Source organism: Candidatus Magnetaquiglobus chichijimensis (assembly GCF_045865675.1).
Lineage (GTDB): Bacteria > Pseudomonadota > Magnetococcia > Magnetococcales > Magnetaquicoccaceae > Magnetaquiglobus > Magnetaquiglobus chichijimensis.
In genome coordinates this window covers 1,235,814-1,250,955 of sequence record NZ_BAAFGK010000004.1, presented here as the reverse complement: position 1 = coordinate 1,250,955, position 15,142 = coordinate 1,235,814, and the positions used below count along the sequence as shown (strand labels likewise).

Below are 15,142 nucleotides of genomic sequence, written 5' to 3'. Positions count from 1 at the left end.
GGGAAGGCAGCGAGCCTTCAGACAAGGCGCGACGACTCGATCCGCGCCATACACGGTCGTATGTGAGCAGCCAAGAGGCGTCGCAACGCCGTATCAAGGCCGCTGACGCAACAGGTCAACACGCCCTGGCGCGATCTTTAAAAAAGTGTTTTTTGCGGTTTTTGCGAAAGATTTTTATTTTAAAAACGCGCAAAAAGATGAACGGAAAAGTCCCAAGAACCCCGCCGAGCCTGAATAGCTGCCATGGACCTCCCTTCGGGAGGTCCATGGCATGGGGGTGAGGGGGCTCCCCCCATCATGCAATGACTTGCTGGGCAAATCGTTGCCCTCCAACAGCCTCCGACAAAAAAATGTACGGGACACAAGGTGATCGGTTGTGTATGATTCGGCTCTGAAAGTCAATCACGACATCCGATCCGGCGCGTGTTGGTCACAACAATCCTCACACCTTGGAAAAATCCTCTGATTGTCTGCCTGACGGGGATCGGCTCCACAAACAGGTAGGGTTTCCCATGAGAATTGCCATCATCATCACCGGCCTTGGAATCGGCGGTGCTGAGATCATGCTGTACAAGTTGCTCGAGCGCATGGATCGTCAGAGGTTTCAGTGTCACGTCTTCTCCCTGACGCAACCAGGAGAGATCGGGCAGCGCATTCAAGCCCTCGGAATCCCTGTCGAATCTTTGGATCTGTCCCGAAGCGTATTCAAGCTGGGCGCGGTCTTTACGTTGGTGCGAAGGTTGAAAACGCTCCAGATCGATCTGGTCAATACCTGGATGTATCATGCGGATCTGATTGGCGGTCTGGCCGCGCGTGCCGCCGGAGTTCGCCAGGTGATCTGGGGAATTCGGACCGCCGATTTCGTCCGCAGTAAGGAAAAACGGGCGACGCGCTTCATCGTTCGCATCAATGCACGGCTTTCGCATTGGGTGCCGGTTGGTATCATCAGTTGTTCGGAAGCGGCCAGGGAGGTTCATGACAGGCTTGGTTATCGTTTGGAAAAAATCACGGTGATTCCAAACGGGTTCGATGTGGCGCGGTTCGTTCCGGACGCGTCGGCACGCATCTCCGTTCGCCAGGAGTTGCATGTGGATGAGGATACGCCGCTGGTCGGGATTGTTGGTCGTCATACCCCCCAAAAGAATCATGTCGGTTTTTTCGAGGCCGCCGAACGGTTGCGGCGTAGGCATCCCCGGGTACGCTTCGTGGTGGTTGGACGGGGGTTCGCGCCTCTTCGGGAGAAGCTGGCTGGCGCCATGCATGACACCGGTCTTGATGCTGCGATCCACTGGCTGGGACAGCGTGAGGATATGCCACGCTTGATGGCGTCGCTGGATCTGTTGGCTTCGTCGTCGGATGGAGAAGGGTTTCCGAACGTCCTGGGAGAGGCCATGGCTTGCGGCGTTCCGTGCGTGGTCACGGATGTCGGCGATTCGGCGTTCATTGTCGGCCAGACGGGTCGTGTGGTTCCCGTGGGGGATATGGCTGGATTGGCCGCCGCCATGGGGGATCTGCTGAGTCTGTCAACTTCCGACAGGCTCGCCCTTGGCAGACAAGCCCGCATCCGGGTTCGTGAACATTTCGAGATTGGCGGTGTCGTCCGGAGGTATGAGGCGTATTTTCTTGCGCATCATCCCGGATCCGGCAGTCGCGGGTGATGGGATGGCCTGATGAAGATCGGACGCGGATGGTGGAGCCTGCGCCTCATTCAAGCTCCATGGGCAGATCGCTGGCAATCTGGTTGAGTACCTCCAGAAGCCGCTTCTTGGCGATCGGCTTGGTCAGATAGAGATTCAAACCCGCATCCTTGCTGCGTTGAATGTTCTCTTCCATGGCATGCGCCGACAAGGCCACGATGATCACCGGGCGCAACCCTGTCTCCTGTTCCCAGGCGCGAATCTGCCGCGTGGCCGAATAGCCATCCAGGTTGGGCATCTGGATGTCCATCAAAACGAGATCGAAGCTCTGCTCCTTGATGCGCCGCACCGCCTCCACCCCGTCGTAGACCATCTCCAGTTCATGGGGGGTCTTCATGAGATAGGTGGCGATCAAGATCCGGTTCTCCTCCACATCCTCGGCCAGCAGAATCCGCAATCCTCGCCCGGTGGCATGCGGCATGACCGTCTGACTCGATGTTTCGACCGGCGCGATCGTCGCGAAGCGCGCCGGCAGGGAGAAGGCGAACAGGCTCCCTTCGTCCAGACGGCTTTCGACCCAGATCCGTCCTCCCATCAACTCCACCAGACGTTTGCAGATCGCCAGACCCAGACCCGTGCCGCCGTAACGACGACTGATCCCGGCATCCGCCTGGGTGAACTGATCGAAGATGAGTCCTGCCTGCTCGTTGGCGATGCCGATGCCGGTATCGCGTACCTCGAAACGCAATCGGTTCCTCTCCGGGTTGTCCCAGCCGAGCCGGAGGGCGATCCCTCCCTTGTGGGTGAACTTGATGGCATTGCCCAACAGATTGAGCAGAATCTGCCGTACCCGACCATCGTCGCCCAGGATGGCCGCCGGCAGATCCGCGTTCAGCTCCGCGTGCAGTTCGAGCCCTTTCTCCTCGGCGACGATCTGCATCAGCCGTACGGTTTCGATCACCACCGATGCAGGGTCGAAGGGCTCTTCGGCCAGCGACAGCCGACCGGCCTCGATGCGTGAAAAGTCGAGTACGTCGTTGATGACGTTCAACAGCGCCTTGCCGGATTGATGCATGGTCTTGGCGAAGTGGCGCTGATTGGGGGTCAGATCGGTTTCGAGCAGCGTTTCGGCCAGGCCCAGCACCACATTCATGGGGGTGCGGATTTCATGGCTCATGTTGGCCAGGAAATCGCTTTTGGCCCGTGCGGCCATCTCCGCCTGATCCTTGGCCAACACCAGATCGATCTCCAGCCTCTTGCGCTCCGAGATGTCCAGTCCCATCCCCAGCAGCAGAGGCTCCCCCTCGAACTCCACCCGATGTCCCACGAAATAAAAGGGTCGGCTGCTTCCGTTTTTGTGCAGGATGGCCGCCTCGACATTGGCCGAGCCGTTCGAAAAAACCAGCGCCATGCGCTCGGCGATCAACTCCCGGTCCGTTCCCTGGAAAAAATCCAGCGCCAACGCCTCGCCCATCGCCACGTCATTCAATCCGACCGCCTCTTCGAACGCCTTGTTCCACATGCGGAAGCGTCCCTGGGCGGTGATCAGATAGAAAACGCCGGGCAAGGCGTTGACGAGGCGCAGAATGAAATCCCGCTCCACCCGCAGCGCCTGTTCAGCCTCCACGCGTATGGTCACGTTGCGGGAGACGCTGTGAATGCATTGTACCGCGCCCTGTTCGTTCAGAAGTGGCTTGACCAGGGTTTCCAGCCAGACGTATTCCCCCTCCCGGGTGCGGACACGGTAGATCAGTTCATCTTCCTTTCGATCCTCGGCCACCTTGCGGTAGGAAGGGTCGAACAGACGGGTGATATCCTCGGGATGGATGAACTCGGACGGTTTGCGCCCCAGCAGATCTTCCGGACGGAAACCCAGCATGCTGGTGACGGAGGGGGAGACGTAGGTCCAGGTCGAATCCGGAGCATGCACGCTGATGATGTCCACCAGGTTTTCGGAGATCAGTCGGTAACGGGCCTCGCTCTCCCGCAGCGCCAGGTTGCGTTCTTCGATGAGCCGTTCGTGGATGTTCTGACGGCGTTGATGCAGGAGCAGTCCAAGAACGGAGAGTGTGACGATCATGCTGAACAGGCTGATCTGGAAGATGGCGTCCTCGCGCCAGAGGGTGAGAATTTCCGGCAGGAGGCGACTGGTGATCACCACCGGCGATTTGTCCAGGGGCAGGCTGGCCGACTGCACGGTGCGGAAAGCCACCATGCGCTCCTCGTTCACGGAGGGGGAGTAACCGCTCTGGAGGGTTTCGATCTGACCGCTTTCGACATGGCGGCTGAAAAAGGTGCCGGGCAGACGCAGATTTTTGCCGACCAGTTCAGGACGCGACGGCTCGGTGAGATAATGAATGCCGTCCCCATGCACAACGCTGCTCAACATGTCCGGCGCATAGATCACCGAACTGAGCAGCGTGCGGAAATATTCTGGATCCAGGGCCGCGTTCATCACGCCGAAGAAACGGCCATCCGGTTCCGTCACCGGCAGGGAGAGCACCATGGCCCAGTCATCCATGCGGGTGATGAAGGGTTGGGAGATTTGGAGTACGCTGGGATCGTTGCTTTGGCGGGCGGTGTGGAAATAGGCGCGTCGGCTGTAATCGCCACCGATGAGTTCAGCGCGGTTGGTGGCACGGATCACCCCATTCACATCTTGCAGGAAAAGGGTGCGCACGCCGGGCATGGCATCGCACAACACGCCGAATTGACGCGACAGCTCTTCGGTCCATTGGGGGTGCGCGCGCAGGGTGGTCAGCGAGTCGCGGACCGTGCGCATGACCTGGTAGGCCGATTCGAGTTGACGCAGCAGATTGCTGTCGATGACGCGAACCTGAGTGAGGAGACGGTCCTGCTCTTGTTTGACCACCCGATCGTGTTGATGCAGGAGCATGAAGGCGAGCAGGCAGCCCAATCCGAGCAGGGGTTGCAGCAGGGCCACCCACTGGGCGAGGTGGGGATTGCGCATCTGTTGGATGAAATCATGCCTGGAGATGGCCAGGAGGATGGCTCCCAGCAACGAGAGGGCGAGGGCGGTTTGCGGGGCCATGCGGGTGAGCTGGAACCAGCCGTAAACGCTGTCCAGATTCAGGGGGTAGCCGACGAATGCGGCCATGCCCATGATCAGGACCAGCAGACCGAGGATCCACACCAGCACGCCCCGGAATGGATTCCGCAGGGCTTGCAGGAGCATGGCCAGGCCCGCGAGGGTGAACGCGAGGGCGCTGTTGGGCGCCATGCGACCTGGATGGGAGGTGTGCAGGGTGTGGAAGGAGGGATCCAGGAAGAGTCGGTCGATGCCGAGGTCAAGGTGCAGGAGGTATTGGATCAGGGAGAGACCGCCGAGGAGCAGAACGGGCAGGGTGGCGAGCGCGGCGAAGGCGTGGCGATCGCGAAAGAGGGCCAGGAGCGCGATGCCGCTTGCCAGGAGGGCTAGGCCGGAGTTGTATTGCACGGCCACGAACTCCGGGCCCATGCTGATGAGGGGCAACAGGCGCAGATGCCAACCGATGAGGACTGTCAGGCCGAGCAGGGTGATTGCAAGTGAGGAAAACAGCAGAAGGCGCTTGCTCATGCCAGGGAAAGGGGGCATTGTCTCTACCTTTAATTATCGATGATACACGCGAATGATGCGTTATATTTTTAGTGGAACTCCCGAAAGTCCCTAGTCATTTTTGTTGCGTTTACCGTGGAAATCCCGAAGGGAGAGCCACGGTACGGGGGTGAGGGGGACTCCCCCCATCAGGCAAGTTCGCAAGAGCGAGGGGTCCGATAGGGGCAGAGGTATGCTTTCAGGCGCAACGATTGCCGTCCATGCCTGGATTCGGCATGGGGGCGGCCCGGTTCCGCGTGATCGTTCGGTCAATCCCCCTTCATCCATCTTACGCCACCTTCTCCTTCTGGGGAAGTCCTGCTTCCGTGCCAATCCGGGCCTTGATACCGCCGAGGCTCGTGGGAATTGCGGTGCGATACGTCTGAATTGATTCGCGCACACTTCCAAGAAGCGATAGAATCCCGCCAAAAGGTTTTTCGACCGGATGGTCGAGGGGTGTTCCTGGGTTGGATGCAACATCGTTATCCCTGGAGGCGTGTCGGGTCGGACGCTTCCGGATCCGCTGGGTTGACTTCGAGATGCCGTGCGTTCGTGTTCGATTTTGCGGCCAAGGAGGTAAGAGATTGACCACGCTTGTGACAGGTGCCAATGGTTTCATGGGCAACGCCCTCTGTCGGCGGTTCCTGGCCGATGGAGCGCGGGTGCGCGGCGTGGTGCATCGACGGCGCGAGGCCATCCCGGATGGTCTGGAAACCGTGGTCGTGGGAGATCTCGGTCCCGACACCGACTGGCGCGACGCCCTGAAGGGGACGGAGACGGTGATTCATCTGGCGGCCCGGGTCCATCAGGCGGACGATGCGTCGCGCGCGGCATGGGACGACTGCCATGCGGCCAATACGCTCGGAACGCTTCGTCTGGCTCGACAGGCGGTCGAAGCGGGGGTGAAACGGTTCGTGTTCTTGAGCACCATCAAGGTCCATGGCGAAGAGACTCCGAACAGACCGGACCATCCGGGCTGGAACGAGTCCGATCCCCCGGCCCCGCAAGGAGGGTATGCCGTGTCGAAATGGCTGGCGGAGCAGGCTTTGACCAGGTTGGCTGACGAGAGTGGCCTCGAGGTGGTGGTGATGCGCCCGCCCCTGGTTTACGGAGCAGGTGTCAAGGCCAATTTCCTGCGGTTGATGCAGGCCGTGGATCGGGGCGTGCCGTTGCCCCTCGGAGCGGTACACAATCGACGCAGCCTGGTGTATTCTGGCAATCTTGCCGAGGCCATCCTCCTCGCATCGCGTCATCCGGCGGCGGCAGGGAAGTGCTATCTGGTCAGCGACGGCGAGCCGGTCTCGACCCCGGAGTTGATCCGTTCGCTGGCCCGTGAGTTCCGGCGTCCGGCACGCCTGCTGCCCGTTCCCCCGGACTGGATCGCGTGGTTGGGCGGGCTTTTCGCCCGCAAAGAGGCGGTAAACCGATTGTTGGGGTCGCTCGTCGTGGACGATGCGGTCATCCGACGCGAACTGGCGTGGCGTCCATCCCGCTCCTTGCAGGAGGGGCTGAGCGCCACCGTGAACTGGTATCGTCAACGGAGTGCCTCTTGAAACGCGCTTTCGATATCCTGATGGCCCTTTTGGCCGGTCTGTTGCTTCTGGTGCCGATGGGGCTGACAGCCCTGGCGGTGCGGTTCACCTCGCCGGGCCCGATCTTGCATATGAGTCGCAGGATTGGTCGGGACAATCGGGAATTTTTCATGCCCAAGTTCCGTACCATGCGGGTGGATACCCCGGATGTGGCCACCCACCTGCTCACCGATCCGAAGATCTGGCTCACCCCGATAGGCTCCTGGCTACGCAAAAGCAGCCTGGATGAACTGCCGCAACTCTGGAGCATCCTGCGCGGCGATATGAGCTTTGTGGGGCCGCGACCGGCGCTGCACAACCAACAGGACCTCATCGCCTTGCGTACCGGGGCGGGGGTGCATCGTCTGGTGCCCGGTCTGACCGGTTGGGCCCAGGTGAATGGTCGGGATGAACGCTCCATCCCGGACAAGGTGAAACTGGACGTGGAATATCTGCACCGGCGCTCGTTTTTTTTCGATCTCTGGATCCTGTGGCTGACCGTGGCCAGAGTGCTGCAACGCGAGGGAATCGCACATTGATGGAACCTTCATGGCCCTCTCTTCGTTGATTCTCGACATGCCCCGCACCGTGAAACGGCTGATCGTGCTGACCGTGGATTCGGGGTTGTGCGCGCTGACCGTTTGGCTGGCGTTCTATCTGCGCCTCGGAGAGACGGTCACGCTCTTTTCCGGCGGTCCGTGGAAACCGGAATGGGCGGTCCTGATCTCCATCGCCCTGGCCCTGCCGATCTTCATCTCGGAAGGGCTTTACAGAATGATCTTCCGGTATTCGAGCGTTCTGTCACTTAAGATCATCTTCCGCGCCAACATCTATTATGCCGTACTCTTTGTTTCGGTGATCATGGTTGTCGGAATTCCTGGGATTCCGCGCACTATTGGTATCATTCAGCCTATTCTGCTGCTTCTGACCCTTGGTTTGACCAGGGTCGTGGCCCATTACTGGCTAAGCGGAGGGTATCAGCAAAAACTCAAATTATACGATCAGCCCAACGTCTTGATTTACGGTGCCGGAAGCGCAGGTTGTCAGTTGGCGGAGGCCATCGCCAACAGCCGGAAAATGCATGTGATGGGTTTTCTGGATGACGATACGCAACTGCATGGTCAGATCATGAGCGGCCTGCCGGTGTTCGATCCGGGTACCCTGCCGGAGTTGATCCACACGAAGCGGATTCGCACCATTCTGTTGGCGCTGCCGGCGCTCTCCCGCAGCCGGCGTCACGCGATCCTGAATCGGCTTGCCGAGATTGCGGTGGCGGTGCGCACCCTGCCGGATGTGACCGAATGGGCGCATGGACCGATTGGTGTTGCCGATTTGCGAGATCTGGCGATCGAGGATCTTCTGGATCGGGAACCCATGGCTCCTGACCTGGAGTTGCTGGGCCGAGGCATCGCCGGGAGAACGGTTCTCGTGACCGGTGCGGGAGGCTCGATCGGACGGGAGTTGTGTCGTCAGATTCTCTCGGCGGCTCCAGCCGTGCTGCTGTTGGTGGAGCTCAACGAATTCGCCCTGTATGAGATCCATCAGGAGTTGCTGGCCAGACAGGTCAGAGGGGCGGTGCGTTTGGTGCCGCTGCTTGCCTCGGTACGGGATGAGCGCCGCATGCGGGAGATCCTGGCCGATTGGCGTCCGGTCACGGTTTATCATGCGGCGGCCTACAAGCATGTCCCCCTCGTGGAGGCCAATCCCGCCGAGGGGATCCGAAACAATCTCTGGGGAACGCTTGCGGTGGCGCGTGCCGCTGCGGAATATGGGGTGAGCGCTTTTGTTCTGATCAGCACCGACAAGGCGGTACGGCCCACCAACGTCATGGGGGCCAGCAAACGACTGGCGGAGATGGTGTTGCAGGGACTGGCGGCCAACGGCTCTTCCACCTGTTATTCGATCGTGCGTTTCGGCAACGTGCTCGGATCCTCCGGCTCGGTGGTTCCCAGCTTTCTCCAACAGATCCGCACGGGCGGTCCGCTGACCTTGACCCATCCCGAAATGATCCGGTATTTCATGACGATCCCGGAAGCGGCGCAACTGGTGATGCAGGCCGGGGCAATGGCCACGGGTGGGGACGTGTTTGTGCTGGATATGGGGGAACCGGTCAAGATCATGCATTTGGCGCGCCGCATGATCCAACTGAGCGGCCTTTCCGTTCGGGACGCATCCAATCCGAACGGGGATATCGAGATTCGCATCACCGGCCTCAGACCCGGTGAAAAGCTCTACGAAGAGCTTCTGATCGGCGATGATCCCCAGGGAACCGAACATCCGCGAATCATGAAAGCTCACGAACCCTTTCCAGCCTGGTCCGAGTTGTTGTCCAGATTGGAGAGACTGGAAAAGGTGCTGGAGACTCGGGACGAGGCGTCGCTCAAGCGCCTGCTGTGTGAACTGGTGCCGGGTTACAGGCCAGGGAGCGCGATCCGGGTGGAGGAGAACGCCATCGAAGAGCTTCCGCCCGATCATGAGAAAGTGTGATACGGCATGGGGATGAAAAATTTGGGATGCGGGAGGGCTGGACAGGAGGGCGTTGGCGTGGATTGGCGGCGAAGGGGTCCGGAGCATGCGGATCTTTCGAACAGAGGAGGCGGGACGGATGGACGAAGAGACGGCGTATTGTCCGGGCCTGATGGTGATCGGGGACGAGATTCTTTCTGGCCGGCGTGCGGATGCGCATCTGCCGCACGTCATTGGCCGCTTGCGGGAGCGCGGTTTGACCCTGGCATGGGCGCGGTTCGTCGGCGATGACGCGGAAGCGTTGATCGGACAGTTCACCCAGACCCTGGCCGAGGGGAGACCGGTTCTCTGTTTCGGCGGCATCGGCAGCACCCCGGACGATCGTACCCGTCAGGCTCTGGCGCGGGCTGCGGGTGTGGCGTTGGATCGTCATCCCGATGCGGTGCGGGAGATCGAATCCCGCTTTGGTGCGCAGGCCTGGCCGATCCGGGTTCTGATGGCCGATTGGCCTCAAGGCAGTACCATGGTGCCGAATCCGGTCAATCGGATTCCGGGCTTTCATTTTCGGGGTCACTTCGCGCTGCCGGGTTTTCCGGAGTTGGCGTGGCCGATGCTCGAATGGGTGCTCGAACACCATTTTCCGCCCTGCCGTCCGCCAGAGATCCTGCGCTGTTTGCGGATCGAGGGGGTGGCCGAAAGTCTGGTTGTGTTGCCCATGCGGCGTGTGGCGGAGCGTTTTCCGCAGGTACGCCTTGCCAGCCTTCCCAGACTGGGGTCGGATGCGCACATCCTGCTGTCGGTACGGGGACGTGGCGTTATCGTGGAAAGTGCTTTCGAGTCGCTGTGCGCCGAACTGACCGGCGCGGGAATGGCGTGGAGGAGCTGCCCGGACGGTTGAAGGGGGGGTGCGTGGTCGCTCCCGACTCCCGGATCCGGCGGCGTTGCGTTATGACGCGCGGCAGGGCGTTGCGTCACGACTCGCGGCGGGGCGTTGCGTCATGACTCGCGGCGGCGGGTGGAGAGGCGGTAGTTGAGGGTTTGGCGGCTGATGCCGAGCAGTGTGGCCGCGATGCCCTGATTGTTCCCGCCGCGACGCATGGCCTCCTGAATCAGAAAATCTTCCGCATCCTTCAATGTCGGGAACCGGCCCGGTATCTCCAGGCAGCTCCCGCCCTCGCCATCCCCCTCGTCCAGATTCTCGCGCGGCGTGCGTTGCGTGGCCAGGATCACCTCCTTGAAACTCTCCATGGAGAGGATCGCGCCAAACCGATGCTTGGCCACGGCATTGAAGATCAAGGCGCGCAATTCGCGAACGTTTCCAGGGAAATGATAGACCGACAACAGCGTGTACAACTCCTCCGGCACGCGCAACCCCGGTTTGTCCATGGCCGCGCTGGCCTCCTGGAGAAAGAAATCGATCAACAACGGCAGATCATCGGCGCGCTTGCGCAGTGGCGGAATTTCGAGGGGGTGGCTCGAAAGCCGGAAGAAAAGATCCTGCCGGAAACTCCCCTTGGTCATCAGTTGTTGCAGGTTGCGGTTCGTGGCCGCCACGATGCGCGCGCGGCTCAATTTGGGAATGTCCGAACCAAGGGGATAGTAGGTGCCATCCTGCAACAACCTCAGCAGCTTCACCTGCGAGGCCGGGGTCAGGTCGCCGATCTCGTCGAGAAACAGCGTCCCCTCCGAGGATTGGGTGATCAACCCCTCGCGATCCTTTTCCGCCCCCGAGAAGGCCCCTTTCATGTGACCGAACAGGGTATCGGAAAAGAGGGTGTCGTCCAGACCCGCCACGTTCACGGTCACCAGACGTCCGGCGCGTCGGCTCAGGCGGTGGATCGCCTCGGCGATCATCTCCTTGCCCACGCCGGTCTCACCGGTGATCAGGGCCGGCTCCGGGGATTCGGCGATCGCCTCGATGTATTGGAACACCGAGATCATCTTGCCATGCCGGGTGAGAATCCCGGCGAATGCTTCGGGATGTTTGAGTTTCTGGTTGAGCAGGGTGTGACGCAGCACGCCGATGTGACGCCGCAGGGCGCACACCTCCAGGGCGTGGCGCACCGAGGAGACCAGTCGGCTCTCCTCGACCGGCTTGATCAGGTAGTCGAAGGCCCCTTCCTTCATGCAGGCGATGGCGGTTTCGACATCCTGGGAGGCGGTCATCACCACCACCGGCACCGACGGGTGCTCGCGCACCAGACGGGTGAGCAGTTGCTGACCCGGCAGGTGGGGCATGATCAGATCGATGATGATCATGGCTGGAGGGGTGGCGGCGACGAACGTCAGGGCCTCTCGCGGATCTTCGAGCGTGGCCACCGGCGCGATACCGTGAGCTTCGAGCAGATAGCGCGTCGCGAGCAGTTCGTCCGCCTCGTCGTCCACGAACAGCACCAGCGGCGGTTGTGCGGTTTGCGTTTGGAGTGGATTCATCATCATTCCAGCCGTGTGTGGTTGACCGGCAGCGTCACCTGAATGGTGGTGCCCTGGCCAGGCCGGGAGGTTGTTTCGATCGTCCCCTTGTGGCGTTGCACGATCTCCCAGACAATGGCCAGCCCCATGCCGAGTCCTCCCTGTTCCCCCTTGGTGGTGAAAAACGGCGTGAACATGTTTGCGAGCGTCTCGTCCGTCATGCCGCTTCCCTCATCCGTCACCCGAATGGTGATCCATTGTCGGTCCTCGGACACCTGGCCGTCAAGTGTGACCCGTGCCGACCGGTTGGGAAGGGACTCCAGGGCGTTGAGAACCAGATTGATGAACACCTGCTCCAGTTTCAGTGGATTTCCCTGTAAATCAGGAAGATCATCCGGAAGTTCGACGATGAAGTGGTCGGTGTGCTTGCGGATGGGGTGTTGCATGATCGACAGCACGTTGCGGATCACCTTGTGGAGTTCCACCTTGAACAGCCGGCCATCGGGAATGGGCTTGGCCATGTGTTTCAAGTTCTGGACGATGCCGGTGATCCGTTTGGCATTGCCCAGGATGCTCTCCATGAGTCGCGGCAGCATCTCATTTGCCTGATCGACCGGCACGCCTCCCACGGCGAAATCGCCGTGTTCGAGACGATATTGACGCAACACCGCCGCCAGGTCCGGCCAGGCGCGGATCAGGGTGGCGATGTTGAACTGGATGGTGTTGTTGGGATTGTTGATTTCGTGGGCCATGCCGGCGGCGAGAATGCCCAGCGAGGCCAGACGGGCGTGGCGCAGCGCCTGCTCTTCCTGGGCATGCTTTTCGGTGATGTCGGAGCTTAGAATCATCACCTCCGCGATCCCCCCATCCACGCGGATCGGCACGAAACGGACCTCCCGCCACTGGGTGTCGGAACAGGGATACTGAAAGTGATCCATCTCTCCGGTGGCGTGGACCTTGCGCAGCGCCTGGGCATGCCAGTCGCGCAGTTCGGTTTGTTCCGGGGAGAACAGCTCTTTCATGTGGTGCAGATCGGGGTGGTTCGAGAGCAGCACCGTGCCGTTCCGGTCCACGCTCATGATGGTGTCCGGAGATTGGTTGAACAGAATCTTGAGCTTCTGGATCGATTGTCTGAGTTCCAGGTTCAGCCGGTTTTTCTCTTCCAGATTGCTTTCGACATGGATCAGAAAGACCACCAGGATCGTGGTGATGATCAGACCCACGGCCAGCATCAACCAAGGCGTTCGCGGGAACTCCTCGCCGCTCAACAGGCGGCTGGCCGGGGTGGTGATGATGGTCCAGCGTCGGTCCGCGACCACGATCTCCTGTTTGACCAGATGCGGTTGGCGGGTCAGCCAGGCCCGCCAGTTGTAATCGCCCACCGGATCATGCGGTCTGGTATCCAGACGGCTGAAGTAGGATTCGATGAAACGTTTTCGTCCCTGGTCGTCGGTCTCCAGGATCAGGATCTGCACCCCACGCGGCTCCAGCAGACGAATCGCGTGTTGGACGATGAACTCCAGATCGAAAACGCCCAGCAGAAAATGGTGATTCTCGATCGGTTGGTTCGATGCGGATGGATCGTCGCCTGCGATGGGCATCAGAACCAGCAGTGCCCCACCGAGTTCGTTGTCGTGATCCGGAAAGGCGTGATCGATGGTGGTCGCCACCGTGCGGCGTCGTTCGACCGCGCTGACCATGAGGGAATGGATTCGTTCGTCGGCACGAAAATCGTGTCCGGCGGGAAACGGCGAAGTGCTGCGGTGGTCGCGGGGCATGGGGATCTGGTGGCTTTGGGGGAGGATCCAGACCAGATCGTGCAGCGCCCGCTGTTGTTCGGAGAAGGGTTTGACCAGTTCCGGAAAATCAGTGGGCGCGTGTTCGTGGACATTCATCAGCTTGCCCAGAAGCTCCACGGACTGAATCGCCTCCTCCAGTCCGCGCTGCACGGCCTGAACCCGGTCATGGGAGAGCCATTGGAACTCCAGTCGCGAGTGGTGATCGAGTTGCGTTCGAAGGGTGTCGAAGGCCAGAAGGGAGAGCGCGGTGCCGAGAATGGCGATTCCGAACACAATCCGATGATGGATGATCCATTTGAAGAGATTCATGGTTGGCATGACACGCGGTGCGCGGTCCATTTGACAGGCGTGATGATTCGAGGGGCGGATTGGCTTTGGATCGGGATGGCCCGGCGATTGGAAAACGGTATGGGTCGAAGCTGGAGACTGGGATATCGTGGCGGCATCGCCAGCGAAATACAAGAGTAGGGCCTGGCCTGTCGAAAGTCAATATCTTCGATGGGTTGGTGGGGGTGGGCGGGGCGCGACGGCGCCTCCGCCCACTTTGTCGAACGACGGTCTGGATCAATAGGCGATGGTGGCAAAGATCCAGTAGGTGAGGGCCGAAACCGCGCCGGAGCCCGGAATGGTGATCACCCAGGTGCTGACGATCTCGGAGGCCTTGGCCCAGCGGACCGCCTTGGGTTTTTCCGAGGTGCCCACGCCCATGATCGCGGAGCTGGCGATGTGGGTGGTGGAGACCGGCGCGCCCCACAGGGCAGCCCCGAAGATCAGCGAGCCGGCGGTGAGTTGCGCGGCGAAGGCGTGTTGCGGACGCACCTTGTAGATGCCGAAGCCGATGGTGCGCACGATGCGCCAGCCGCCGGACATGATGCCCATGGTGATGCAGATGGCGCAGGCAAGGATTACCCAGGTGGGCACCTCGAATGTGGGCAGGGAACCGCCCAGAACCAGGCAGAGGGTGATGATGCCCATGCTCTTCTGGGCGTCGTTGGAGCCGTGGGAGAAGGCCAGGCTGGCCGCGCTGATATACTGGAAGCGCTTGAGCCAGGTGTTCACCTTGGGGGTGAAGGGGGTCAGGATGAAGCCGATGATGTTGTTGAAGATATACCCGATCACGAACCCGAGGATCGGGGAGAGGATCAACGACAGAAACACCTTGGTGACGCCGGTGAACTTGCCATGCTCGGCCAGTTCCTTGAATCCCCAGAGCACATGATCGGTCCCGGCGGCCACGATCACCGCACCGGCCAGACCACCCACCAGAGCATGGGAGGAGGATGAGGGGAGTCCTACCCACCAGGTCAGAAGGTTCCAGAAGATCGCTCCGAACAGTCCCCAGAGCAGCACGACGATCGAGATGTTGGGAGGCAGATCGTTCAGGGTGATGAATTTGCCGATGGTGTTGGCCACGGCGGTTCCGGCCAGAAAGGGCCCGAGCATCTCGAAGACAGCCACCACGATCACCGACTGGATCGGTGTCATGGCACGCGATGCGATGATGCTGCCGACAATGTTGGAGGCATCGTGAAAGCCGTTGGTGTAGTCGAAGATGAGGACCACGATGATGGTCGTCCACATCAGATTGTGAATGAGACTGGTGTCCATATGACTCCGGGTTGGTTCCCTGGTTGGATGCGCTTCGATACTTGAAGGGTCATG

9 protein-coding genes are annotated in these 15,142 nt (G+C 60.6%); 5 read left to right on the top strand and 4 right to left on the bottom strand.

Annotated features, from left to right (window positions below; genetic code table 11):
• Positions 1-512: 512 nt before the first annotated feature.
• Entirely contained in the window at positions 513-1,658 is a 1,146-nt protein-coding gene (locus ACOY6C_RS09675; protein ID WP_420905264.1) for a glycosyltransferase, read from the top strand.
• A 46-nt stretch (positions 1,659-1,704) separates the two neighbouring features.
• Here ACOY6C_RS09675 and ACOY6C_RS09670 read toward each other — a convergent pair whose 3' ends face one another.
• Positions 1,705-5,232 carry a PAS domain S-box protein gene (locus tag ACOY6C_RS09670; protein WP_420905263.1) on the bottom strand — a complete coding sequence of 1,176 codons (3,528 nt, stop codon included), beginning with the start codon at positions 5,230-5,232 and terminating at the stop codon, positions 1,705-1,707.
• 584 nt (positions 5,233-5,816) lie between these two features.
• Here ACOY6C_RS09670 and ACOY6C_RS09665 point away from each other — a divergent pair.
• The 4 genes from ACOY6C_RS09665 to ACOY6C_RS09650 all read left to right on the top strand — a co-directional run bounded on the left by ACOY6C_RS09665 (position 5,817) and on the right by ACOY6C_RS09650 (position 10,167).
• Positions 5,817-6,785 (top strand): UDP-glucose 4-epimerase family protein, encoded by a 969-nt coding sequence (locus ACOY6C_RS09665; protein WP_420905262.1) that lies wholly within the window; start codon positions 5,817-5,819, stop codon positions 6,783-6,785.
• The gene (locus tag ACOY6C_RS09660) at positions 6,782-7,342 is read left to right on the top strand and encodes a sugar transferase (protein WP_420905261.1); all 561 of its coding nucleotides are present in this window, start codon (positions 6,782-6,784) and stop codon (positions 7,340-7,342) included. Before ACOY6C_RS09665 ends, ACOY6C_RS09660 begins: the two co-directional genes overlap by 4 nt.
• Positions 7,343-7,352: 10 nt before the next feature.
• On the top strand, positions 7,353-9,290 hold the full coding sequence (locus ACOY6C_RS09655; protein WP_420905260.1) for a polysaccharide biosynthesis protein: 1,938 nt from the start codon (positions 7,353-7,355) through the stop codon (positions 9,288-9,290).
• An 85-nt stretch (positions 9,291-9,375) separates the two neighbouring features.
• The gene (locus tag ACOY6C_RS09650; RefSeq protein ID WP_420905259.1) at positions 9,376-10,167 is read left to right on the top strand and encodes a competence/damage-inducible protein A; all 792 of its coding nucleotides are present in this window, start codon (positions 9,376-9,378) and stop codon (positions 10,165-10,167) included.
• 98 nt (positions 10,168-10,265) lie between these two features.
• Here ACOY6C_RS09650 and ACOY6C_RS09645 read toward each other — a convergent pair whose 3' ends face one another.
• From ACOY6C_RS09645 to ACOY6C_RS09635, 3 genes are all read right to left on the bottom strand, one after another.
• Entirely contained in the window at positions 10,266-11,702 is a 1,437-nt protein-coding gene (locus tag ACOY6C_RS09645; RefSeq protein ID WP_420905258.1) for a sigma-54-dependent transcriptional regulator, read from the bottom strand.
• 2 nt (positions 11,703-11,704) lie between these two features.
• On the bottom strand, positions 11,705-13,789 hold the full coding sequence (locus ACOY6C_RS09640) for a sensor histidine kinase (protein WP_420905257.1): 2,085 nt from the start codon (positions 13,787-13,789) through the stop codon (positions 11,705-11,707).
• Between the two features lie 255 nt (positions 13,790-14,044).
• Positions 14,045-15,088 carry an inorganic phosphate transporter gene (locus ACOY6C_RS09635; protein WP_420905256.1) on the bottom strand — a complete coding sequence of 348 codons (1,044 nt, stop codon included), beginning with the start codon at positions 15,086-15,088 and terminating at the stop codon, positions 14,045-14,047.
• Between the last annotated feature and the right edge of the window lie 54 nt (positions 15,089-15,142).